At 61.3% G+C, this 21,223-nt stretch carries 17 protein-coding genes, 1 tRNA gene and 5 pseudogenes; 9 read left to right on the top strand and 14 right to left on the bottom strand.

The features are described from left to right. Positions 1–2: 2 nt before the first annotated feature. A complete protein-coding gene (locus tag AB2N04_RS04840; RefSeq protein ID WP_367717432.1) occupies positions 3–620 on the bottom strand; it encodes a J domain-containing protein in 618 nt (205 codons plus the stop codon). Between the two features lie 145 nt (positions 621–765). Here AB2N04_RS04840 and AB2N04_RS04835 point away from each other — a divergent pair. After that, positions 766–1,048 (top strand): annotated as a pseudogene (locus AB2N04_RS04835) (BolA family protein). A gap of 17 nt (positions 1,049–1,065) precedes the next feature. Here AB2N04_RS04835 and AB2N04_RS04830 read toward each other — a convergent pair. The 3 genes and pseudogenes from AB2N04_RS04830 to AB2N04_RS04820 form a co-directional block, all read right to left on the bottom strand. Then, positions 1,066–2,331, bottom strand: a complete 1,266-nt coding sequence (locus tag AB2N04_RS04830; RefSeq protein WP_367717431.1) for an HlyC/CorC family transporter — start codon at positions 2,329–2,331, stop codon at positions 1,066–1,068. Further along, a pseudogene (gene aroB, locus AB2N04_RS04825) lies at positions 2,328–3,456 on the bottom strand (3-dehydroquinate synthase). Before aroB ends, AB2N04_RS04830 begins: the two are co-directional and overlap by 4 nt. Then, positions 3,453–4,052 (bottom strand): shikimate kinase, encoded by a 600-nt coding sequence (locus AB2N04_RS04820; RefSeq protein WP_367717430.1) that lies wholly within the window; start codon positions 4,050–4,052, stop codon positions 3,453–3,455. Before AB2N04_RS04820 ends, aroB begins: the two are co-directional and overlap by 4 nt. Positions 4,053–4,200: 148 nt before the next feature. Here AB2N04_RS04820 and AB2N04_RS04815 point away from each other — a divergent pair, with 148 nt between their 5' ends. The 3 genes and pseudogenes from AB2N04_RS04815 (at position 4,201) to AB2N04_RS04805 (ending at position 6,338) form a co-directional block, all read left to right on the top strand. After that, complete coding sequence (locus AB2N04_RS04815; RefSeq protein WP_367717429.1) at positions 4,201–4,350, top strand: histidine kinase; 150 nt, start codon at positions 4,201–4,203, stop codon at positions 4,348–4,350. Between the two features lie 8 nt (positions 4,351–4,358). Further along, positions 4,359–5,285, top strand: a complete 927-nt coding sequence (locus tag AB2N04_RS04810; RefSeq protein WP_367718737.1) for a site-specific tyrosine recombinase XerD — start codon at positions 4,359–4,361, stop codon at positions 5,283–5,285. Between the two features lie 100 nt (positions 5,286–5,385). Continuing rightward, positions 5,386–6,338, top strand: a pseudogene (locus AB2N04_RS04805) (acetyl-CoA carboxylase carboxyltransferase subunit alpha). Between the two features lie 19 nt (positions 6,339–6,357). Here the strand turns inward: AB2N04_RS04805 and AB2N04_RS04800 are convergent. From AB2N04_RS04800 to AB2N04_RS04790, 3 genes are read right to left on the bottom strand one after another with little or no spacing between them, the layout of a single operon-like run. Beyond that, entirely contained in the window at positions 6,358–7,089 is a 732-nt protein-coding gene (locus tag AB2N04_RS04800; RefSeq protein ID WP_367717427.1) for an amino acid ABC transporter ATP-binding protein, read from the bottom strand. After that, positions 7,086–7,760 carry an amino acid ABC transporter permease gene (locus AB2N04_RS04795; RefSeq protein ID WP_367717426.1) on the bottom strand — a complete coding sequence of 225 codons (675 nt, stop codon included), beginning with the start codon at positions 7,758–7,760 and terminating at the stop codon, positions 7,086–7,088. The genes AB2N04_RS04800 and AB2N04_RS04795 overlap by 4 nt, the downstream gene beginning before the upstream one ends. 29 nt (positions 7,761–7,789) lie before the next feature. Further along, positions 7,790–8,533 (bottom strand): amino acid ABC transporter substrate-binding protein, encoded by a 744-nt coding sequence (locus tag AB2N04_RS04790; protein ID WP_367717424.1) that lies wholly within the window; start codon positions 8,531–8,533, stop codon positions 7,790–7,792. Between the two features lie 447 nt (positions 8,534–8,980). Between AB2N04_RS04790 and AB2N04_RS04785 the strand changes: the two genes are divergently transcribed. Beyond that, on the top strand, positions 8,981–10,315 hold the full coding sequence (locus AB2N04_RS04785; protein ID WP_367717423.1) for a L,D-transpeptidase family protein: 1,335 nt from the start codon (positions 8,981–8,983) through the stop codon (positions 10,313–10,315). A 2-nt stretch (positions 10,316–10,317) separates the two neighbouring features. Then, the gene (locus tag AB2N04_RS04780) at positions 10,318–10,548 is read left to right on the top strand and encodes a sulfurtransferase TusA family protein (RefSeq protein ID WP_367717422.1); all 231 of its coding nucleotides are present in this window, start codon (positions 10,318–10,320) and stop codon (positions 10,546–10,548) included. A gap of 1 nt (position 10,549) precedes the next feature. Here the strand turns inward: AB2N04_RS04780 and AB2N04_RS04775 are convergent, their stop codons facing one another. Both AB2N04_RS04775 and AB2N04_RS04770 read right to left on the bottom strand, forming a co-directional pair. Beyond that, positions 10,550–11,659 carry a GTP-binding protein gene (locus AB2N04_RS04775; protein WP_367717421.1) on the bottom strand — a complete coding sequence of 370 codons (1,110 nt, stop codon included), beginning with the start codon at positions 11,657–11,659 and terminating at the stop codon, positions 10,550–10,552. Between the two features lie 21 nt (positions 11,660–11,680). Next, positions 11,681–12,778 carry a D-alanyl-D-alanine carboxypeptidase family protein gene (locus AB2N04_RS04770; protein WP_367717420.1) on the bottom strand — a complete coding sequence of 366 codons (1,098 nt, stop codon included), beginning with the start codon at positions 12,776–12,778 and terminating at the stop codon, positions 11,681–11,683. Between the two features lie 397 nt (positions 12,779–13,175). Between AB2N04_RS04770 and AB2N04_RS04765 the strand changes: the two are divergent. The 3 genes and pseudogenes from AB2N04_RS04765 to AB2N04_RS04755 all read left to right on the top strand — a co-directional run bounded on the left by AB2N04_RS04765 (position 13,176) and on the right by AB2N04_RS04755 (position 15,376). After that, positions 13,176–14,340, top strand: a pseudogene (locus AB2N04_RS04765) (M20 aminoacylase family protein). A 77-nt stretch (positions 14,341–14,417) separates the two neighbouring features. Then, positions 14,418–14,494: transfer RNA gene (locus AB2N04_RS04760), tRNA-Arg, on the top strand. Positions 14,495–14,659: 165 nt separating this feature from the next. Then, entirely contained in the window at positions 14,660–15,376 is a 717-nt protein-coding gene (locus tag AB2N04_RS04755) for a UTRA domain-containing protein (RefSeq protein WP_367717419.1), read from the top strand. A 14-nt stretch (positions 15,377–15,390) separates the two neighbouring features. Here the strand turns inward: AB2N04_RS04755 and AB2N04_RS04750 are convergent, their stop codons facing one another. The 5 genes and pseudogenes from AB2N04_RS04750 to hutI all read right to left on the bottom strand — a co-directional run bounded on the left by AB2N04_RS04750 (position 15,391) and on the right by hutI (position 21,177). Further along, positions 15,391–15,942, bottom strand: a complete 552-nt coding sequence (locus AB2N04_RS04750; protein WP_367717417.1) for a HutD family protein — start codon at positions 15,940–15,942, stop codon at positions 15,391–15,393. A gap of 1 nt (position 15,943) precedes the next feature. Further along, positions 15,944–17,641, bottom strand: coding sequence for a urocanate hydratase (hutU, locus tag AB2N04_RS04745; protein WP_367717416.1), 1,698 nt, complete (start codon positions 17,639–17,641; stop codon positions 15,944–15,946). A gap of 13 nt (positions 17,642–17,654) precedes the next feature. Next, complete coding sequence (gene hutG, locus AB2N04_RS04740; RefSeq protein WP_367717414.1) at positions 17,655–18,470, bottom strand: N-formylglutamate deformylase; 816 nt, start codon at positions 18,468–18,470, stop codon at positions 17,655–17,657. After that, positions 18,470–19,999 (bottom strand): histidine ammonia-lyase, encoded by a 1,530-nt coding sequence (hutH, locus tag AB2N04_RS04735; protein ID WP_367717412.1) that lies wholly within the window; start codon positions 19,997–19,999, stop codon positions 18,470–18,472. The genes hutG and hutH overlap by 1 nt, the downstream gene beginning before the upstream one ends. Continuing rightward, positions 19,992–21,177: pseudogene (gene hutI, locus AB2N04_RS04730) on the bottom strand (imidazolonepropionase). Before hutI ends, hutH begins: the two are co-directional and overlap by 8 nt. Positions 21,178–21,223: the final 46 nt, after the last annotated feature.

The following is a 21,223-nucleotide window of genomic DNA, read 5'->3' as shown; positions in this document are numbered from 1 at the left end:
CTTTAACAGAAACCCGCCTGCTTCAACAGCCGGTATGCTTCAAGCACGTTTCTGAGCCGATCCTCCGATCCCCGGTCACCACCATTTGCATCCGGATGGTGCTGCTTCACAAGGTTCTTATAGCGCGCCTTGATCTCTTCGCCAGTGGCTTGTGCGCCCAGGCCCAGTGTTTCCAGCGCCTTGGCCTCAAGCGGCTTGAGGCGTTTTTGGCGCGGCTTGCGCTCGGCCTGTTTTTCACCAAACAGGTTGAACGGGTCGCCCATCCGGTTGTGATAGGCGGCGCGACCGGAGCGGTAGGTCGAAAAATCGGCCGCCGCGCGGGTCTCGCCACTGCCGCCCATCTTCCAGGTCGGACGATGCCCTGTCAGCGCTTCCTTCTGGTAACGCGCGACTTCGGTGTCGCTGAGACCCGAGAAGTAGTTGTAGCCCTTGTTGTATTGCCGCGCGTGATCGACGCAGAAGCGGAAATACTGCCCCTCCGCGTGACGCCCCACGGGCGCGCGATGCATGCCAGGCTCATCACACCCGTCCCACTGGCAGCGGGGCGCGCGCGATTTCGCCTCCGCCTGCGGGTCGGGTCGAATGCGAATTTTCTCGAAATATTTCGAGTAGGGTTTCATATCGGACTGCGTGTCACCAAATCAGTGTGGAAGTATGGCCGCTCAGCGCCGGGATACAAGAATTGACTTTTGGCCAAAGTTCGACCTAGCGCTTGAATCGAACGTGAATTTGGGGATGCACCCCATATGGTGTGAGGAGACGGAATTGTCCATCCAGTCGACGATAGAAAGCAAGCTGACCCATGCATTTTCTCCAGAGCGGCTTGCCGTGATCAATGAAAGCCACCTGCATGCAGGCCATCAGGAGCATTTCGATGGTACGGGCGAGACCCATTTCCGTGTGCGCATCGTTTCAGAAGCCTTTGCCGGAATGAGCCGCGTCGAACGGCATCGCGCCGTCAACGAACTGCTTGCCGAAGAGCTGAAGGACCCCGTGCACGCACTCGCCATCGAACCGGGCCGCTCCGGGAGAGGCGACACGCTGGTGACCGCGTAAAACGGAGGATCAGGCGAGCGGCCGGATCCGAAGCTTCGTGATGCGGTTCTTATCCCGCTTCATGACGATGAAGCGCTTGCCAAAGAAGGTGAAAGCCTGCTTTTCCTCAGGGATCGTCTGGGTCTCATGGATGACAAGCCCTGCGATCGTCGTCGCTTCCTCATCGGGCAGGTTCCAGTCGAGTGCGCGGTTCAGGTCACGGATCGGCACCGAGCCCTCCACCACGATGGAGCCATCGGCCTCCTGCTTGACGCCCTGAACCTCCACATCGTGTTCGTCCGCAATGTCGCCGACGATTTCCTCGATAATGTCTTCAAGCGTGACAAGGCCTTCCACCTCGCCATATTCGTCGACGACGATGGCGATGTGCGCCTTGCGGCGCAAAAAGGCATTGAGCTGGTCCTGTAGAGTGGTGGTGTCGGGCACGAACCACGGCTTGGACGCAACTTTCGCGATGTCGATCTTGGTGTAGTCGTTCTGCACATCGCCCAGCGCGCGCAACAGATCCTTGGCATGAACAACGCCGACAATGTTCTCCGTCGATCCCTTCCAGATCGGGATTCGGGTATAGGGGCTGCGCAGGATTTCGCGCACCACAATCTCTGGCGCCTCGTCCGCATCGACAGAGCGCATGTTGGTGCGGTGGATCATCACGTCGGAGACTTCCAGCTCATGCAGGTCGAGCAACCCGCCAACACGGTCGCGGTCCTGTTTGACCACCGCCCCCTCGCGGTGGAGCACCTCCACCGTGCCTCGCAGTTCCTCATGGGCAGAGAGGATGAACTCACGGCTCTGCAGATCGAACCCGAACACCGAAAGCAGAAGCCGCACGACAGAGTTTGCAAGCGACGAAAGGAATCCGAACAACAGCACCACAAGCCGCGCAAAGGGCGAAACGGTGAGTGCGAACTGCTCGGGCTTTGAAAGCGCCCAGGATTTGGGCAGGATCTCGGCAAAGATGACAAGCAGCACCGTCATGATGATGGTGGCGTAGAGCACGCCGGCATCGCCAAACAGCTTCAGGAACAGGCTGGTGGTGAGCGCCGAGGCGAGGATGTTGACCAGATTGTTGCCGATAAGCAGGGCTCCGACCAGACGGTCGCGGCGCTGAATGAGGCGCGCAACAAGGCCGGCCCGCGCTTCGCCATTGGCCTCCATCGTGTGCAACCGCGCCCGTGAAACGGCCGTCATGCCGGTCTCGGTTCCCGAAAAGAGGAAGGAGAGCGCGATCAGACCCAGAATGATGCCACCTGTGATCCACATCTCGGCTGTCATTGCGAAAGAGCCTCCTCAAGGAAAGAAAGAACCTGGCTGGCCGGCACATCCTTCGCCACGAAAGACTGGCCGACGCCGCGGGTGAGAATGAAGGTGAGCGCGCCACGCGACACCTTCTTGTCCTGCGCGATATAGGTCAGAAGCTGTTCGGCGCCAGGCAGGGCCGCCGGGCACGTGGGAAAGCCGGGTCGGCAGACCGACAGCGGCAAGATGCGCCTCGACGCGCTCGGCATCGTCCGGGCTTGCAAGATTGAGCCGCGCCGAAAAGCGATGCGCCAGCGCCATGCCGATGGCCACGCCTTCACCATGCACCAGCCGCGTGCTGTCATAGCCTGTCGCCGCCTCCAGTGCATGGCCAAATGTATGGCCAAGATTGAGCAATGCCCGGTCGCCCTTCTCAAGCTCGTCGCGGGCCACCACATCGGCCTTTGCCTGACACGACTGCGCAATGGCTTCAACACGCTCCGGACCGCCCGCGAAAACTGCCTGCCAGTTCTTTTCCAGCCAGGCGAAGAAATCCGGCCGGTCGATCAGCCCGTATTTGGCGACCTCGGCATAGCCGGCGCGGAACTCGCGCGGCGAAAGCGTGTCGAGCACGGCCGTATCGGCGATGACAAGCTGAGGCTGATGGAAAACGCCGACAAGGTTTTTTCCATGGGGCGTGTTGATGCCGGTCTTGCCGCCAACGGATGAATCCACCTGGGCCAGCAGTGAGGTGGGCGCCTGCACAAAGTGCATGCCGCGCCGCACGATGCCGGAGGCGAAGCCCGCCAGATCCCCCACCACGCCGCCGCCAAGCGGAATAACGATGTCGCCGCGCTCAAGCCGGGCATCGAGAATGCCGGACACCACCTCCTCCAGCGTCGCGAAACTTTTTGAGCGCTCGCCGGGGGCAACCGTGATCGCGGCCGCTTCGAGGCCGGCAGCGGCGAGACTTTCCTGAAGAGGCGCCAGATGTTTTTCCGCGACATTGGCATCGGTGACGATGGCTGCGCGCGCACCGGGAAGGCGCGCGGCGATCTCTGCTCCGGCGCGCTCCAGCAGGCCCGGCCCGATCAGTATGTCATAGGAGCGCGCACCGAGCGAGACATGCACCCTGGCGGGCGTGGCATTCACATCGTTCATGATCGGGTGTCCTTCCGGCATTCGTCCTGCAGATACGCGTCGAGGGCGTCGATAACCTCGGCCACGATGACCTCCTTGGGCTCGTTGCGCGAGTGGATGACGATGTCGGCTTCGGCATAAAGCGGGTAGCGCTCGTCCATCAGGCGACGCATGACCCCTTCGGGATCGGCATTGTTCAGGAGGGGGCGGTTCGAACGACGCCCGACCCGCTCCATCAGGGTGGGCAGATCTGCTTTCAGCCAGACCGACACCCCACGGCGCGCCACGGCCCGGCGCGTCTGACCATTCATGAACGCCCCGCCACCGGTGGAGACAACGCGCGGACCGCTCTTGAGCAGCCGTGCGATGACCCGCCGCTCCAGCGAGCGAAACTCGGTTTCACCATAGGACGCGAACAGATCCGGCACCGTCATGCGCGAAACCGTCTCTATCTCATGATCGCTGTCGATGAAGGGCAGCTTCAGCACATCGGCCACACGCCGGCCAATCACCGTCTTGCCGGCGCCCATCAGGCCGACAAAAACAAGCGACCGCCTGCCCAGCCGGCGAGCGAGATCTTCTGTATCTGGAATGGAATGGTTTTCGGTGACTGTCATGCTCGCGCCTCTGCCTGCCGGTTTCGACACAAAAGCCATGATCCGTCAAGCGCTTGACAGGCGACCATCCCACATACTTGCTTGCAAAGAGGGAACCGGCATCCCATAAACGGGCTGGGCAGGGAAGACAGAACGGGGCACTGAAGGCATGCCGACGCTTTTTCGGCTATTGATGATCATCGCGGTCCTGGCCGGGCTGGTCTATGGCGCCATGATTGCTCTCGTGACCTTCGTGGAACCGCAGACCGGCGAGATGAGCGTGCGGATCCCGGCAGAAAAGTTGAATCCATCGCAATGAGCTCCCGGATCGGCAGCGGCGCGCGGATCGAGGCCTTTCTGGAAATGATGGCAGCCGAACGCGGCGCCAGCGACAACACGCTAGCCTCCTATCGCCGTGACCTGGAAGATGCCGCGCAGCACCTTGCCGCAACTGGAAAGACGCTGCAGGATGCCGGGGCGGACGATCTGCGCACCTTCCTCAGCACCCTTTCCGCACAGGGATTTGCGGCAACGACCCAGACCCGCAAGCTCTCTGCTCTCAGACAGTTTTTCCAGTTTCTCTATGCGGAAGGTCTGCGCGGCGATGATCCGACCGGCGTTCTCGACAGCCCCAAAAAGGGGCGCGGCCTGCCGAAGACGCTGAGCGAGGAGGAGACTGGAAAGCTCCTGGAACAGGCAGAAGCGGAAACCCGCGAAACACCGGTGGGCGCAACCGGACACGCTGCTGCGGTGAGGCTTCATGCGCTGCTTGAGGTGCTTTATGCCTCGGGCCTGCGCGTTTCGGAACTGGTGAGCCTGCCGGTAACGGTTGCACTTCGCGATGAGCGCTTCTTTGCCGTGCGCGGCAAAGGCGGCAAGGAGCGCATCGTGCCGCTCTCCGGCAAGGCCCGTACCGCCATGCAGAGCTGGCTTACCGTGCGGGCAGCCAACCCCGTCTGGGCAGAGAGCGTCTGGCTCTTTCCCGCCGGTTCGCAAACCGGACATCTGCCGAGACAGGTCTTCGCGCGGGAATTGAAAGGCGTTGCGGCGCGTGCGGGCATCGATACGGCGAAAATCTCACCGCATGTGCTGCGCCACGCCTTTGCAAGCCACCTTCTACAGAATGGCGCAGACCTGCGCGCCGTACAGGAACTGCTTGGTCATTCGGATATATCCACGACGCAAATCTATACCCATGTGCTTGAAAAACGGCTTGCCGAGCTGGTTCAGAAGCACCATCCGCTTGCCGATTAGCTTTATGAACGTTATGTGGAGCGTCACGTTATCGGCGGCAGGCCGTGTTCAACCCAGAGATGCCTCTATCGCAGTGTCTCGTGTTCGATTTGGCGAGTGAATGTACAACTATCTCGATTTTGAAAAGCCCGTTGCCGATCTCGAAGGCCAGATTCTTGAACTGAAGAAGCTCGCCGAAAGTGGCGAAGCGGTGGACGTGGCCGACGAGATCGCACGCCTGGAGAAGCGCTCCAAGGACGCACTCATCGAAATCTACCGGTCGCTGACCCCCTGGCAGAAGGCGCAGGTGGCCCGCCATCCCGACCGCCCGCACTGCCTCGATTACGTGCGCGGCCTCTTCACCGACTTCACGCCACTTGCCGGTGACCGGGGCCCTATGGCGAAGACAATGCGGTGATTGCCGGTTTTGCACGCTTCAACGGGCAATCCGTGGCAGTGATCGGCCAGGAAAAAGGCAATGACACACAGAGCAGGCTGAAACACAATTTCGGCATGGCCCGGCCTGAAGGCTACCGCAAGGCGGTCCGTGTGATGGACCTTGCGGACCGGTTCGACATTCCACTGATCAGCATCGTTGACACGACGGGTGCCTATCCCGGCATCGGCGCGGAAGAGCGCGGACAGGCGGAGGCCATTGCCCAGTCGACATCGCGCTGCCTTGGCCTGAAGGTGCCCAACATCGCCGTCGTCATCGGTGAAGGTGGCTCGGGCGGCGCCATCGCGATTGCGACGGCCAATCAGGTCTACATGCTGGAACACGCCATCTATTCGGTGATCTCGCCGGAGGGCGCCGCCTCGATTCTGTGGCGAGACTCGGCCCGTGCGAAGGATGCGGCGACCAATATGAAGATCACCGCGCAGGACCTGATGAACCTCAAGGTGATCGACGGCATCATCCCCGAGCCGATCGGCGGCGCGCACCGCGGACCGGAAAAGGTGATCGCCGCCGCCGGCGAGCAGATCGAGAAGGGCTTTGCCGAGATGGCCGACGGCAAGATTGATTATCGCGAGCATCGTCGCGAAAAATTCCTCGCCATCGGACGCACTCTCTGAGCCGGAGACCTGTTGTTTCTCAGAGCACCTTGCGCAGAAATGCGCGGGTGCGTGGATCCTGCGGGTCAGTGAAAATCGTTTCGGGCGGGCCCTGCTCCACGATCTTTCCCCCATCCATGAACAGAATGCGGTCGGCAATATCGCGGGCAAACTGCATTTCGTGAGTGACGATCAGCATGGTCTGGCGCTGATCGGCGATGCGCTTGAGCAGTTGCAGCACCTCGCCGACCCATTCGGGATCCAGTGCGGAGGTGGGCTCATCGATCAGCATGATCTGCGAGTCGGCCGCCATGGCGCGCCCTATGCCGACACGCTGCTGTTGGCCACCCGACAGAGAGGCGGGGTAACTCTCCGCCTTGTCGGACAGGCCAATGGTGGCAAGGATCTCCTCCGCCCGCTCATATGCTTCTGACTTCCGCCATTTCCTGACCGTGACAAGCCCCTCGGCGATGTTGTCACGCACATTCTTGTTGGCAAACAGCGCATAGTTCTGGAACACGAACGACGTCTGGCGTCTGAGTTCCAGCTCTTCCCGCGCCTTTGCCCGGCTTGCATCGACCGCGATGGGACCGATGGCGATGACGCCGTCATCCGGCTTCTCAAGAAAATTGATCGAGCGCAGGAGCGTGGATTTGCCCGTTCCGGACGGGCCGATGATTGCAACCCGCTCGCCGGTATGAATGTCGAGATCGATGCCGTCGAGCACGGTGTCTGCGCCAAAGCGCTTGGTGAGTCCCCTGACCGAAATCATCGCGCCACCGCCTTTCCAAGCCGCGCCTCCAACTGGCGCTGGACAATCGTGATCGCCTCGACGATCACCCAATAGACAATGGCCACCAGAATGAAGGCCTCGAAATACAGGAAACTGCCGGCGGCTTCCTTCTGCGTCGCTCCCATCAGTTCCGTCACGCCCAGCGTGAAGGCGAGTGAGGTGCTCTTGATGATGTCGACGAAATAATTGACCAGCGTCGGCGCGGCGATACGGGCAGCCTGCGGAAGAATGATACGCCGCATCATCTGCCCTGTTCTCATGCCCACCGAGCGCGCGGCCTCCCATTGCGAGCGATCGACGCCAAGGATGGCGGCACGGATGCTCTCGGCCATATAGGCCGCGAAATGGAGCGTGATCCCCATCACGGCCGCAGAAACACCATCGATGGCAGAGAACGAGGAAAAGACCTGCGGCAGCCCGTAGTAAAACAGGAAGAGCTGAACCAGCAGCGGCGTTCCACGAAAGAAGCTGATAAAAAGCTGGGTGAGGCGATCAAGCAAAGGCACCCGGATGACCCGCACGATGGCCATCACCGAAGCCATAAACAGCGCAACCACCATGGCCACCGACGCCATGGCGAGCGTCAGCGGCACATAATTGAGAAGCACGGGCACAAGCCCCAGCATGTAATCGAGATCAAGCGGTCTCATGGTTCCCGGCTCTCATTGGCGTTGCGTGTTCAATGGGTGATGTCGGTGCCGAACCATTTTTGCGAGATTTCGGTCAGCTTGCCGTTTTCTTTCAGGATGGTGATCGCCGCGTCGATGCGGTCGCGCAGCGCATTGCCTTCATCGTCATTACGGAAGGGAAGCGCATTGCGGATCTCGGAGAATGGCTGTCCGGCGAGCGCGAGCGGCAGCGGTGTTTCCCTGATCACCTGGCTGGCACTGACACGGTCCATGACGAAAGCGTCGACGCGCCCGAGCGCGGTGTCCTGTTCGAGATTGCTTTCATAGGTCCTGATGTCGATTTCGTCGGAATAGGGAAGTTCGCGCAGGAGCTGCTCGAAATTGGAGCCAAGATTGACAGCCACCGAGCGCCCTTTCAGGCTCTCCGGCCCTGTGATCTCGCTTTCATTGCCCTTTTTCACGACCACCTGGGCACCGTCGATCACATAGGGCTGCGAGAAGGCAAATTTCGCCTCGCGCTCCGGGGTAACGGTGATCTGATTTGCGATTGTGTCGATACGCCTGGATTCAAGCGCTCCGACAAGACCGGAAAAGCTCATCGTGATAAATTCCACTTCATCGCCTGTCTGCTCCGCCACGGCATTGATAAAATCCACTTCAAAACCCTGAAGCTTGTCCTGCTTGACAAAGGTGAAGGGGAAATAGCCACCCGACATGCCGACGCGGATGGTCTCTGCCTGGGCCGCCGAAACAGAGGCGGAAAGAAGTGCTGCTGCCAGTATCAGTTTGCGCATTGTATTCTCCAGCGGCGTCATGCGCCTGCGTGTTGATCGGTGCGGCACAAATAATCTTTGGGGAAAAATTTTCTATAGCTGAGCGGCAGACCGCGATAAAAAAGCAAGTATTTTACCGATATCGCGAAATAATGCGATTTTTATACCAAAAAATGAAGATCGCTGAGCATGTCGCCATCGCCTGTTCTGGCGCCGGAAGGATTGTGTACATCACGAAAAGCCAGCCCGCAGGAAGGGGACCTGTCTTGCATGCGTGCCATTCCTTCCCTAAAAGCCGCGAAAAGGCCATAAAGCCCGAGACAATGCCTCGAAATGGACACGGTCCGACCGCAATGCCTGACGGGCCGGGTAATGTTTTCGAAAGCATAAGGGTTCATTTTCTATAAGCACGGGGGCAGGTTATGCTTTCCGTGCGGGGGCCAAATAGGCGGGACACGAAATACATCCATGACACGCCTGATCAAATTCGCCTTCTTGCTGTCGACCGCGTTTGCGCTGGCCGCATGCAACGAAACGCTTGAAGACATCGCGCCAAAAGCCGAGCGTCAATTGCCGGCACGCATCGTTCAGACGATGAAAGCCAAGGGGATGTCCAAGACCTCCCCCGTGATGATGCGGATTTTCAAGGAAGAAGGAAAGCTGGAAGTCTGGAAGGCCAAGACCAATGGCCGCTACGACATCATTGCCAGCTACGACATCTGCAAATGGTCCGGGCAGCTCGGCCCGAAATTCACCGAAGGCGATCGTCAGGCGCCGGAAGGCTTCTACACGGTCCGCCCTGGCCAGATGAACCCGAAATCGAGCTACTATCTCGCTTTCAACATCGGCTTTCCCAATGCCTATGACCGGGCCAATGGCCGCACCGGCAAGCATCTCATGGTGCACGGCGCCTGCTCTTCGGCCGGGTGCTACTCGATGACCGACGAGCAGATCGCCGAGATTTATGCCTTCGCCCGCGATTCCTTCAAAGGCGGGCAGCGTGAATTTCAGGTGCAGGCGTTCCCGTTCCGCATGACAGCGGAAAACATGGCCCGGTACCGGAACGATCCGAACTTCGAGTTCTGGAAAATGCTCAAGGTCGGTTACGACCATTTCGAGCTGACCAAGATCCCGCCGAAGGTGGATGTCTGCGACAGGCGCTATGTCTTCAACAGCGAACCGGAAGGGGGCGAGAGCCTTTCCCCCACCGCCGCCTGCCCTCCGATGAGCCAACCCGAGTCTCTTCTGACAGCCTATCAGCAATATCAGACGCATTACGGGATCGCGTTCAACGCGGCCGTCAAGGCTCAGTCAAAGAGGAATTACTCAAAGGCGAAGCCGTCGGAAACCATTGCCGGGCACGAGGAAGCCCGTCTCGTTGCCGACTGGAGCAAGCGCCGCGCGCGGGGTGAGAAGGTCTCACGCATGCCACCCAACATCCCGACACCGACCGCCATAGCCGAGGCGCCAGCCGTTGAAGCCACGCCCGAAGTCGCGGCTACCGCTACAGCCTATACGGCGGAACCGGCCACGCGCATGCAGAGCGCGCTGGAGGCCGCCGCGGGTCAGGAAGGCTCCGTGCAAGCGGAAAGCAGCACCACGGCTTCGGTTTCACCAACGCCACCCAATGACGCAACGGTCCCGGTTCCGATGTCTCGTCCCGACACCGGCGAGGAGCGCACGGCCTCGGTGCCGGCTGCAGAACCCGTGGAAGCCCAGTCTGCGATACAGGCGCAGGCCCGGGCCCAGCCGCCCCGCTCTCGATCTCTGCGTCGTCGCATCCAGAACCTTTTCAGCCGCTGACCGTGACAGCCACAACCACGATATATGACCTCAGGGGGCTCAACTGCCCCTTGCCGGTGCTCAAGGCGCGAAAGCGCCTTGCCGGCATGCCAAGCGGTGAACAAGTCTGGCTGGAAACCACCGATCCGCTCGCCGTGATCGACATACCCGCGTTCTGCAATGAGAGCGGCCACGTGCTCGTGCGAACGGAAACCACCCCTGACGGTCACCGGTTTCTCGTGGAGCGCGGCTGAGCTAACGGCGCATGCCGGCAATGGCCAGCGGGTTGTCTTCCAAAGCTGTCCTGTCCGGCGTGTCCACGGCCGCATCCCCCATGAAGGCCGCAAACAGCCCCTTCAACCAGGCTTCATCAAGGCCGGTACCGATGACGACAAGACGCACACCGCGCACCGCATCGGGCCACTGGGGCAGGAAGCGCGGCTCATACAGCACCTGCCGCACACCCTGAACGACGAGCGGGCGATCCGGTGCCTCCCGAAGCTCCACAATGCCTTTCAGGCGCAGGATCCGTTGCCCGCACTGACTGCGCAGGAGATCGAGAAACCCTTCCAGCGCCGCTTGTCCGATGGTGCGGTCATGCATCAGAAGCACCGTGTCGAAAGCCGAACTGTGTGCAGCCGCATGCCCTTCCTCATGCCCCCCGCCGTGACTGTGAACATGGTGGTGGTGGCCATGGTGGTCGTGCTGATGCGGAGTGGCCACACGCGCGACTTCCGCAGCCCGTGCCCCTATCTCCACCGCGCTGCAATCGATCATCGCGGCGGCGTCCGCCTCCTCTGCCACGACTGGAGCGAGGCCGGGGGCAAGCGCCGTGAGATACGCGCGAAGATCAGCGAGTGCGCCAGGCTCCACCTGCGCGGTTTTCGTCAGGATCAGCCGGTCTGCAACCGCCACCTGTTGCCCGGCTTCGTGGTGGGTTTCGAGCGTCTGCATCCCATGCTGGGCGTCCACCAGCGTAACAACTCCATCGAGTCGAAACCGTGCTGCGAGCGCCGGATGGGCGGCCAGTGCCTGGAGCACCGGCAACGGATCGGCGAGGCCTGTTGTTTCAACGACCACCCGTTTCAGATCCGTGCCACGCTCCGAGCCCAGCCGCTCATCCAGGCCCAGAAGCGTATCCACCAGCGCGCCGCGCACGGTGCAACAAAGGCAGCCATCCGCCAGCTCGATAACACCGTCGGAGGATTCTTCCACAAGAAGATGATCGATGCTGACGGCGCCGAACTCGTTGACGATGACCGCAGTGTCGGAAAGTGCGGGGTCACGCAGGAGACGATTGATGAGCGTGGTCTTGCCTGCTCCGAGAAACCCCGTGACGAGTGTCAACGCAACTCTGTCAGGCATGGTCACCCGCCCTGCACGGCATCAACGGTAGCACTCTTCACCGGGTAATCGGGACGCGGCGTCGGCCGGGGAACGTCCACATAGCGTGGCACACTGGGAGCCGGCCCCGGTCGCGCCACCAAGACTGACCGCCACCGCACGGGGCTTATGCGCCATCTTTTTCAGGTAAGGAGAGCGCTCGACGAGAACTCTCTCATTGTCGCCACGCGCGAAACGTGCCTTTACGGCCTTCTGGGAGCAGACCTGCCGCCGCATGTCGACGGCGACGTTGCGATTTTTCCCGTAGGGAGCAAGCTCGGCGATCGTGGCCGCCTCAGATTCCTCCTGGCTGAACCCTTCCGCAAGCAGCTTCGCGGCATCCTCGCCACGCTCCACCTGTGAAAGCGAACCGAGCACAATCGCTGCGAGCGTGCGCCCGTTGCGTGTTGCAGTGGCGGCGAGGTTGAAGCCCGAAGAGCAGACATAGCCGGTCTTCATGCCGTCTGCGCCGGAAAACCGGCCAATCAGCCAGTTGTAGTTCGGCAGGGTCTTGCCTCCGGTTTTCACGCCTTCCAGCGAGAAATAGGAGGCATGCTGCGGAAATTCGGTACGAAGCGCACGAACCAGAAGCGCCAGATCACGTGCCGTGCTGTACTGTTCCCGCTCGAACAGGCCATGGGCATTCACATAGTTCGTATCGGTCATTCCCAGCCTGCGCGCCGCTTCGTTCATGCGCTTGGCAAAGGCCTTGATGGAGCCACCGACATTTTCAGCGATGGCGGTGGAAACATCGTTGGCCGATTTGACCATGATGAGTTTGATTGCATTGTCGAGCGTGAGAACGGAACCAGCCGGATAACCCATCTTGCTGGGCGGCTCGCGCGTTGCCCTCTTCGAGATCGTAATCGGAGAATCGAATTGTAATTCTCCATCGCGCACCGCCTCAAAGGCGACATAAGCCGTCATGAGCTTGGTAAGCGATGCCGGATACCATCGCTGGAAGGCATCCTCGTGCGCGAGCACCTTGCCACTGTTCACATCAAAAACGATGGACGGGCCAGCCAAAGCACTCGACACCGCAACGACCATTCCCATTAACGCACCAGCCACGATGGGCATTGCTTTCTTCACGAAAAACATCCGCAATATCCGACTTCATGTCTGCCTGAAGCGCAGGCATTGTGTTCTGCTCTATGCGCCGATCGCTGCTTCACGTGCAAGCGGCATCTTTTCAACGCCCGACTGAAAACCGGTATAGCGTGCGCTGACACGACCGGGGCATTTAACGCGAAGCCACCACTTATAGCAAAACACCGCGAAACTGCCCCAAACGTCGCGAGGTGTCGCCTCCCTTCCGGTTCAGCTTGCAATCTGACGCACTCGCATTTTACTTAGGCTCCACTGCGAAAAGATGACCAAATGCGGGCATGGGATACTCTGACGCTCCCAAACCGCCCCATCGCCTTCGTGACCAGGCGCGCCTTTCTGCGCCATGGAAAGAAAAATGCTGGCGAAAGTTTGAAGGAACGGGAAAGACATGCCCATTTTAAACCGCTCTGCCGAATTACACGCGGAAATCACCGAGTGGAGGCGCGACCTGCACCGTCATCCCGAGCTTTTGTTCGATGTGCACCGCACTTCAGATTTCGTTGCAGAGAAGCTGCTTGCATTCGGCTGCGACGAAGTGGTTCGGGGGCTGGGGAAAACCGGGGTTGTCGGCGTTATCGAAGGCAAGCTTGGCACAGGATCGACAATCGGCCTGCGCGCCGACATGGACGCATTGCCCATGACGGAAATGACGGGAAAGCCCTGGGCCTCGACCGTCGCCGGCAAGATGCATGCATGCGGGCATGACGGACATACCGCGATGCTGCTCGGAGCAGCAAAATATCTCTGCGAGACGCGAAACTTCAAAGGGCCGCGTCGCGGTGATCTTCCAGCCGGCGGAAGAAGGCGGCGGTGGCGGCAACGAAATGGTGAAGGACGGGCTTATGGAGCGCTTCGGTATCGAGCGCGTCTTTGGCATGCACAATCTGCCGGGCCTGCCGGTCGGCCAGTTTGCAATCCGTCCCGGCCCGATCATGGCCGCGACTGCGGAGTTCGTGATCCGGGTAAAAGGTCGCGGCGGCCATGCCGCAATGCCGCACATGGTGATCGACCCGATCCTTGCTGCCAGCCAGATCGTCACGGCGCTTCAAGGCATCGCCTCGCGCAATGTGCATCCGCTGGATTCGGTCGTGGTTTCGGTCACCAAGTTCCACGCCGGAGACGCTTTCAATGTGATCCCCGACACGGTGGAACTGGCCGGCACGGTGCGCACCCTCAAAACGGAAGTAAACACCGATGCCGAAAGCCGCATGCGCACGATCTGCGCCGGTGTGGCGGCCGCTCACGGGGCCGAGGTCGACGTAAAGTATGACTCCAACTATCCGGTAACGTTCAACCATGCCGAAGAGACCGCCTTTGCCGCAGGCGTTGCTGGCGAGGTGGCCGGAACGGGCAATGTGGACACCGACATCACGCCGACCATGGGCGGGGAGGATTTCTCCTACATGCTGGAAGCCCGCCCCGGCGCCTTCATCTTTGTGGGCAATGGGGACAGCGCTGCACTGCACAACACGGCCTACGATTTCAACGACGAGGCTATTCCGCACGGCGTGAGCTATTGGGTGCGCCTGGCCGAAACCGCCCTGGCCGCCTGAGAACTTCCAATGCGCACCAGGCAGCGTTCCATTTCATCTTGGCGAAGCGGCTTCATCGCGTTATGAGAAGGCACAGCGGTCCCGTAGCTCAGCAGGATAGAGCATCAGATTCCTAATCTGAGGGTCACAGGTTCGAATCCTGTCGGGATCGCCATTTCTCAAAAAAATCCATTCTGAGGGCCCATTCTGGGCACATGGTTTACATTTGAAGCCGGCGAGAGCACCTGCTCCAGCCGCCGATACCGCTTGTGCCACCCGGCGCCTGCCGATATGTATAGACGAATCCAAGGCTTTCCTGAGGTTAGCGGTGCCACCGTCCATGTCCGAATCACTGCATACCCGGATTCTGGAGGAGATTCGCTCCAAGATCGTCGATGGCGAGTGGCCGCCGGGTCATCAACTGGACAAGGAAACCGAACTCGCCGCGCAGTACGGCGTTTCGCGGATGACCATGAACAAGGTGCTGACCGAGCTTTCGGCAAATGGCTTCATAACCCGGCGCAAGCGCCGGGGCACGTTTGTCGCAAAAGCGCGGGCGCAGTCGGCCGTGATGGAGATCAACAACATTGCCGACGAAGTGGCTGCGCTCGGCCGGCGCTATGACTGGAAGCTCCTGTCACAGGAAACCCGCACGCTGGGTCAGAACGACCTGCGCGTTCTGGGTGTGAGGCAGGCCGCGCTCCGGGACATGGCGATCTACCTGCAGGGCGTGCATTACGCCGATGACGAGCCCTTCTGCCTGGAAACCCGGGCCATCAACCTGACCGCCGTGCCGGACGCCGCGACGGTGGATTTTTCACACGAACTGCCAGGTGCATGGCTGCTTCATTCGATGCCGTGGTCGAACGTGCGCCACTCGGTGCGGGCGATCAATATTTCGGGCCGGGATGCCCATCAGCTGCGCCTGCCCGTCGGTGCAGCCTGCCTGGAGATCCTGCGCAAAACCCAGATCAATGACGACTGGATCACCTATGCCCGGCTTCTCTATCCCGGAGAAGCGCATCAGCTGACCGCCGAGTTCGGAGCGCGCAGCTGAAGTGCTGCATGCGGTCAGCTCCCGCGCGCTTGTCTGGTAATGTCGATGACAAGTGCACCGCCAAGCGGTGGCACGTTTTCCTCAGGCGGGACCTGCTGAAGATCATGCCGTTCGAGCCCCAGAGCGGGCAGCGCATCACGGGCAAAGACAAAGCGTTCGACGGCTCCGCCCAGTGGCGCCACGCCCGTATCCGCAGCCACGACACGGACGCCGAAAGGCGCGCGCACCATGACATTGAGATCAAGCAGCGCAGGGCCGATCAACTCTGCATGACAGGCGACATCACCGGGAAAACAAACCGGACCGGTTTCAGGTCCGACCATCAGCGGCGGGGCAGCATCGAAGGTCAGCCGCATGGCGCCCCCCTCGATCACGGTGAGCGATCGATGAACCCCGTGGAAGCTTGAGAACGGGCCGGACTGGCCGACCCGCGCAGTGCTGATCCTCCAGTCGAAATCGTCGTAGCCCGCCCCTTCCGGCGAGCACAGGATTTCGGCCGTTTCGCCGCCGCCGTTCTTCCAGGGGGCAAAACGTCGCTCCGCCCCCCGGTGGACCGCACCTTTCATGTCATGCGCCCAGAATGCGCGGCAGGCGCAGGCCATGTTGCCGGGCGCACTCCAGCGCTTCGGGATAGCCGGCATCGGCGTGGCGCCAGACGCCCGAGGCGGGGTCGTTCCACAGAACCCGCTCCAGTCTTTTGGCGGCTTCCGGTGTGCCGTCGGCGCAGATCACCACGCCCGCATGCTGCGAAAAGCCCATGCCGACGCCGCCACCATGGTGCAGCGACACCCATGTGGCCCCCGATGCCGTGTTGACCAGCGCATTGAGCAGCGGCCAGTCGGACACCGCGTCGGACCCGTCCCGCATCGCCTCTGTCTCGCGGTTGGGCGAAGCGACCGAACCGGAATCGAGATGGTCCCGCCCGATGACGACAGGCGCCTTGAGTTCGCCATTCGCTACCATTTCGTTGAATTTCAGGCCCGCGCGGTGGCGATCGCCCAGCCCGATCCAGCAGATGCGCGCCGGCAGCCCCTGAAAGGCAATGCGCTCACGCGCCATGTCGAGCCAGCGGTGCAGGTGCTCGTTTTCGGGGAACAGCTCCTTCATCGCCTGGTCGGTCCTGTAGATGTCTTCCGGGTCGCCCGAAAGTGCCGCCCAGCGGAACGGGCCAATGCCACGGCAGAACAGCGGGCGAATATAGGCAGGAACGAACCCCGGGAAAGCGAAGGCGTTCTCCATGCCCTCTTCCATCGCCATCTGGCGGATGTTGTTGCCATAATCCAGCGTCGGGATACCTGCCTCCCAGAAGCCCACCATCGCCTCGACATGATCTTTCATGGAAGCGCGGGCAGCCCTGTTCACCGCCTCGGGGTCGCTCTCCTGACGTGCTCGCCATTCGGCCACGGTCCAGCCCCTGGGCAGGTAGCCGTGATAGGGATCGTGCGCCGAGGTCTGGTCGGTTACGATGTCGGGCCGGCCATTGGGAACCGGCTCACCCGCCTGCACACGGCGCAGGATCTCCGGGAACACTTCGGCGGCATTGCCGATCAGCGCCACGGATTTCGCCTCGCCTGCCTCGGTCCACCGGCCGATCATCGCCAGCGCCTCATCCAGACTGTCGGTCTTCTCGTCGCAGTACCGGGTGCGGATGCGGAAGTCTGCGCGGGTCTCATCGCATTCCACGGCAAGACAGCAGGCACCGGCCATCACCGCAGCAAGCGGCTGTGCGCCGCCCATCCCGCCAAGACCACCGGTCAGGATCCATTTGCCGGTGAGATCGCCATCATAATGCTGGCGCCCGGCTTCGGCGAAGGTCTCGTAGGTGCCCTGAACGATGCCCTGCGCACCGATGTAGATCCACGAGCCAGCGGTCATCTGGCCGTACATCATCAGGCCCTTCTTATCGAGCTCGTTGAAATGCTGCCAGTTGGCCCATTCGGGAACGAGGTTCGAATTGGCGATCAGGACGCGCGGCGCATCCGCGTGGGTGCGGATGATGGCGATGGGCTTGCCCGACTGAACAATGAGCGTCTCGTCGGCTTCGAGATCCTTCAGCGACGCCACGATGGCATCGAAATCGTCCCAGGTCCGGGCCGCACGGCCGATGCCGCCATAGACAACCAGTTCGTGCGGGTTTTCGGCCACGTCGGGATGCAGATTGTTCATCAGCATCCTGAGCGGCGCTTCGGTCAGCCAGCTCTTCGCGTTCAGTTCGGTTCCGGTGGGCGGGAAAACATCGCGCTGGTTGTGACGGGGATTGGTCATCGGATCGTCCTCTTCAACAGGGCTTGTCGGCACGCGTGGCGGTGCTTGCCGCAGCGCGCAGAATTTCGTTCAGGATATGCCGCAGCTCGCCACGAAGGCGGGTGGTCTTTTCGTCATGGAGGGCAAAGGGCGGTTCCTCGTTTTCCAGATGCGAGACCTGCGCAAGCTCCATCTGAACCGCGTGGAACCCTTCCTCCGGTCGTCCATAGTGTCGGGTCGTCCAGCCTCCCCGGAAACGGCCGTTGAGCACATGGGTGCGGCCGGTTGCGGCAGTCGCTTCCATGGCCGCCTGCTCGATCTCCGGTGCGCAGGTGCGGCCCATGTCGGTGCCGATGTTGAAATCGGGGAGTGTGCCTTCAAACAGCCAGGGAATGACCGACCGGATCGAGTGGCAGTCATAAAGAACGGCATAGCCGTGGATCGCACGGACACGCTCAAGCTCGGCCATCAGGGCAGCGTGGTAGGGCGCGTGAAAAGCATTTTTCCGGCGGGTGATCTCCGCCTCGTCGGGCTCTGCTCCCGTCTTCCAGATCGGCACATTGTCGAAATTGGAGAGCGGGACCAGCCCGGTGGTCGACTGGCCGGGATAAAGCGACACGCCGGAAGGATCACGGTTCGGATCGATCACGTAGCGATGAAACGTGGCGCGAACCGTGGTGGCACCAGGCACCAGCCCCTCATACAGCTTGTCGATATGCCAGTCCGTGTCGCGCAGCAGCCGACCTTCTTCGTTCAGCTTGTCTGCAATGTCGTCAGGCACATGGGTGCCGGTGTGCGGAAGCCCCAGAACCAGTGGGCTTTCGCCCCGTGAAACAAGAACCGGATCCATCAGAACACCTCCGGAAGCAGCTTTTGCACTGGCGCCGTCAGAGCGCCGGAATGAACGAGTTCGGCGGCCCTTTCCAGATCATCCGCCATATACCGGTCGTCGCCGATTGCGGGCACATCTTGCCGAAAACGGGCCATTGCAGCGACGAGTTGCTCCGAGGTTTTCAGCGGAGCACGAAGCTCGACGCCCTGCGCTCCGGTCAGAGCCTCGATGCCGATGATGTGGAAGAGGTTCTGGGTCATCTGCAACAGGCGCCGCGCCCCGTGACACGCCATGGAGACATGATCTTCCTGATTGGCCGATGTGGGCGTGGAATCCACCGATGCGGGATGCGCGAGCTGCTTGTTTTCACTCATCAGCGCAGCCGAAGTCACCTCCGCAATCATCAGACCAGAGTTGAGGCCGGGTCTGGGAGAGAGGAATGCAGGCAGCCCAAAGCTCAACGCCGGATCCACCAGCATGGCGATGCGCCGCTGGGCGATGGCCCCGATTTCGGCAACGGCAAGCGCGATCTGATCGGCGGCAAAGGCCACCGGTTCGGCATGGAAGTTGCCTCCCGAGACCACTGCGCCGTCCGAAAGAACAAGCGGGTTGTCGGTCGCCGCATTGGCTTCGATCTCGAGCGTTGCAGCCACCTGGCGCAGAAGATCGAGACAGGCACCCGAAACCTGCGGGTGGCAGCGCAGGCAGTAGGGGTCCTGCACGCGTTCGTCATCATCCACATGGCTGTTGCGGATCTGGCTGCCTTCAAGGAGCCTGCGCAGCGTTGCAGCGACCTCAATCTGGCCGCGATGGCCGCGAAGCGTGTGGATTTCCTCCGTGAAGGGCGCTGTCGATCCCATGGCGGCGTCGGTGGAGAACGCCCCGGACACAAGGGATGCCTGCAGGGCGCGCTCCGCCCGGAAGAGGCCTGCCAGCGCCAGAGCCGTGGAAACCTGGGTTCCGTTGATGAGCGCAAGTCCCTCCTTGGCCGACAGTTCCACCGGGGAAAGGCCTGCACGCGAGAGTGCTTCGCGCGCGGGCAAACGTTCACCCTGATGCCAAGCCTCACCCTCGCCGATCATGGCGGCGGTCATGTGTGCAAGAGGCGCAAGATCGCCCGAGGCACCAACCGACCCTTTTTCGGGGATGAGCGGCAGCACATCCGCCTTGAGCATCGACTGCATCAAAGCCACGATCTCGACGCGGACCCCTGACGCCCCCCGCCCGAGCGACATGAGCTTCAGCACCATGATCAGCCGAACGATTTCGGGAGCGAGCGGCGCGCCAACCCCACAACAGTGGCTGAGGATGAGATTGCGCTGCAGGGTGGCAACTTCCGCCGCCTCGATGCGGATGGAAGCGAGCTTTCCAAAACCGGTATTGACGCCATAGACCGGCGCGTTTCCTTCCGCCACGCTGGCAATGCGCTCGGCGGCGCCCTTGATGCCCGGCAGCGCGCTTTCACAAAGAACCACATCGGTCGCGTTCCAGTAGACATCTGCAAGTGTGCGCAGAGACACCTGACCGGGAATCAGCGTTTCAGCCATGGGAGACGGTTCCTTTGAATACGCGTTGATGGAGAGGATTGAGCCCGATGCGGCCGACCAGTTGGGCCGGCGTTTCGGCGTCCCAGATCGCAAGATCGGCAGAAGCCCCCGGGACAAGAGTGCCCACTTCGTGCTGAAGACCGAGGGCCCGGGCAGCGTTGGTGGTGACACCTGCGAGACATTCATCCACCGTCATTTTGAACAGAACCGCGCCCATGTTCATGGTGGTGAGCAGCGACGAAACAGGCGAGGTGCCAGGGTTGCAGTCGGTGGCAAGCGCCATCGGCACCCCGGCCTCCCGGAGCGCTGCGACGGGCGGCTTGCGGGTTTCGTTGAGCATGTAAAAGGCACCGGGTAAGAGCACCGCGACCGTTCCCGATGCAGCGATTGCAGCAACCTCTTCAGCTTCCGCATACTCGAAATGATCGACCGACAGCGCCCCGAAATCGGCCGCTAATCGTGTGCCGCCGGAACGCGTCAGCTGTTCGGTGTGCAGCTTCACCGGAAGCCCGAGCGCGCGCGCGGTTTCAAACAGGGGCCTTATCTCATCAGCCGAAAAGGCAATCGATTCGCAGAAGCCATCGACGGCATCGACGAGCCCTTCTGCATGGGCCCTGCCGGAGACCGGCAATCGCCACGTCGCGGATATAATCGGCCTTGCTACCATCGAAATCCGGCGGCATGGCATGAGCGGCAAGCCACGTGGTGCGGATGCGCAGCGGGCGAATGCTCTCCAGTGCGCGAGCCGCGCGCAACATGTTCATTTCCGCTTCGATCGCGAGGCCGTAGCCGGATTTGACTTCAATGGTTGTCACACCCTCGGATAGCAGCGCATCGACACGGGCAAGTGAAGCCTCGACCAGCCCGTCGGCATCCAGCGCCCTGGTGTCGCGCATCGACGAAACGATGCCCCCGCCCGCCCGGGCGATCTCCTGATAGCTGGCGCCTTCAAGCCGCATCTCGAACTCGCGCGTCCGGTCGCCGCCATGCACGATATGTGTGTGACAGTCGATGAGTCCGGGGGTTACCAGCCGCCCTTCGCAATCGACCACGCGCGCACCCGAGCGATCGGCATTCTCCCCGACCGACACGATCCGAGTGTCGGCGACCACGATGTCCACCGGCTCGCTGCTTCCGTTGGCCAATCTGGCATTGGCCCATATGGTCGTGTTCGACATGGTGTCCTCTCGGAATTTCGGCTTTGCGCTCGTCGTTATATAAGTA

The organism is Nitratireductor sp. GISD-1A_MAKvit (genome assembly GCF_040819555.1).
Classification (GTDB): Bacteria; Pseudomonadota; Alphaproteobacteria; order Rhizobiales; family Rhizobiaceae; genus Nitratireductor.
Note: the sequence above shows the minus strand (reverse complement) of the source record. Positions and strands in the feature narration are given on the sequence as shown.

Bases quoted from the DNA above. Each gene is read 5' to 3' on its own strand.
- AB2N04_RS04840 (WP_367717432.1), bottom strand. From the start codon at position 620: ATGAAACCCTACTCGAAATATTTCGAGAAAATTCGCATTCGACCCGAC.
- AB2N04_RS04830 (WP_367717431.1), bottom strand. From the start codon at position 2,331: ATGACAGCCGAGATGTGGATCACAGGTGGCATCATTCTGGGTCTGATC.
- AB2N04_RS04820 (WP_367717430.1), bottom strand. From the start codon at position 4,052: ATGACAGTCACCGAAAACCATTCCATTCCAGATACAGAAGATCTCGCT.
- AB2N04_RS04815 (WP_367717429.1), top strand. From the start codon at position 4,201: ATGCCGACGCTTTTTCGGCTATTGATGATCATCGCGGTCCTGGCCGGG.
- AB2N04_RS04800 (WP_367717427.1), bottom strand. From the start codon at position 7,089: ATGATTTCGGTCAGGGGACTCACCAAGCGCTTTGGCGCAGACACCGTG.
- AB2N04_RS04795 (WP_367717426.1), bottom strand. From the start codon at position 7,760: ATGAGACCGCTTGATCTCGATTACATGCTGGGGCTTGTGCCCGTGCTT.
- AB2N04_RS04790 (WP_367717424.1), bottom strand. From the start codon at position 8,533: ATGCGCAAACTGATACTGGCAGCAGCACTTCTTTCCGCCTCTGTTTCG.
- AB2N04_RS04785 (WP_367717423.1), top strand. From the start codon at position 8,981: ATGACACGCCTGATCAAATTCGCCTTCTTGCTGTCGACCGCGTTTGCG.
- AB2N04_RS04775 (WP_367717421.1), bottom strand. From the start codon at position 11,659: ATGCCTGACAGAGTTGCGTTGACACTCGTCACGGGGTTTCTCGGAGCA.
- AB2N04_RS04770 (WP_367717420.1), bottom strand. From the start codon at position 12,778: ATGTTTTTCGTGAAGAAAGCAATGCCCATCGTGGCTGGTGCGTTAATG.
- AB2N04_RS04755 (WP_367717419.1), top strand. From the start codon at position 14,660: ATGTCCGAATCACTGCATACCCGGATTCTGGAGGAGATTCGCTCCAAG.
- AB2N04_RS04750 (WP_367717417.1), bottom strand. From the start codon at position 15,942: ATGAAAGGTGCGGTCCACCGGGGGGCGGAGCGACGTTTTGCCCCCTGG.
- hutU (WP_367717416.1), bottom strand. From the start codon at position 17,641: ATGACCAATCCCCGTCACAACCAGCGCGATGTTTTCCCGCCCACCGGA.
- hutG (WP_367717414.1), bottom strand. From the start codon at position 18,470: ATGGATCCGGTTCTTGTTTCACGGGGCGAAAGCCCACTGGTTCTGGGG.
- hutH (WP_367717412.1), bottom strand. From the start codon at position 19,999: ATGGCTGAAACGCTGATTCCCGGTCAGGTGTCTCTGCGCACACTTGCA.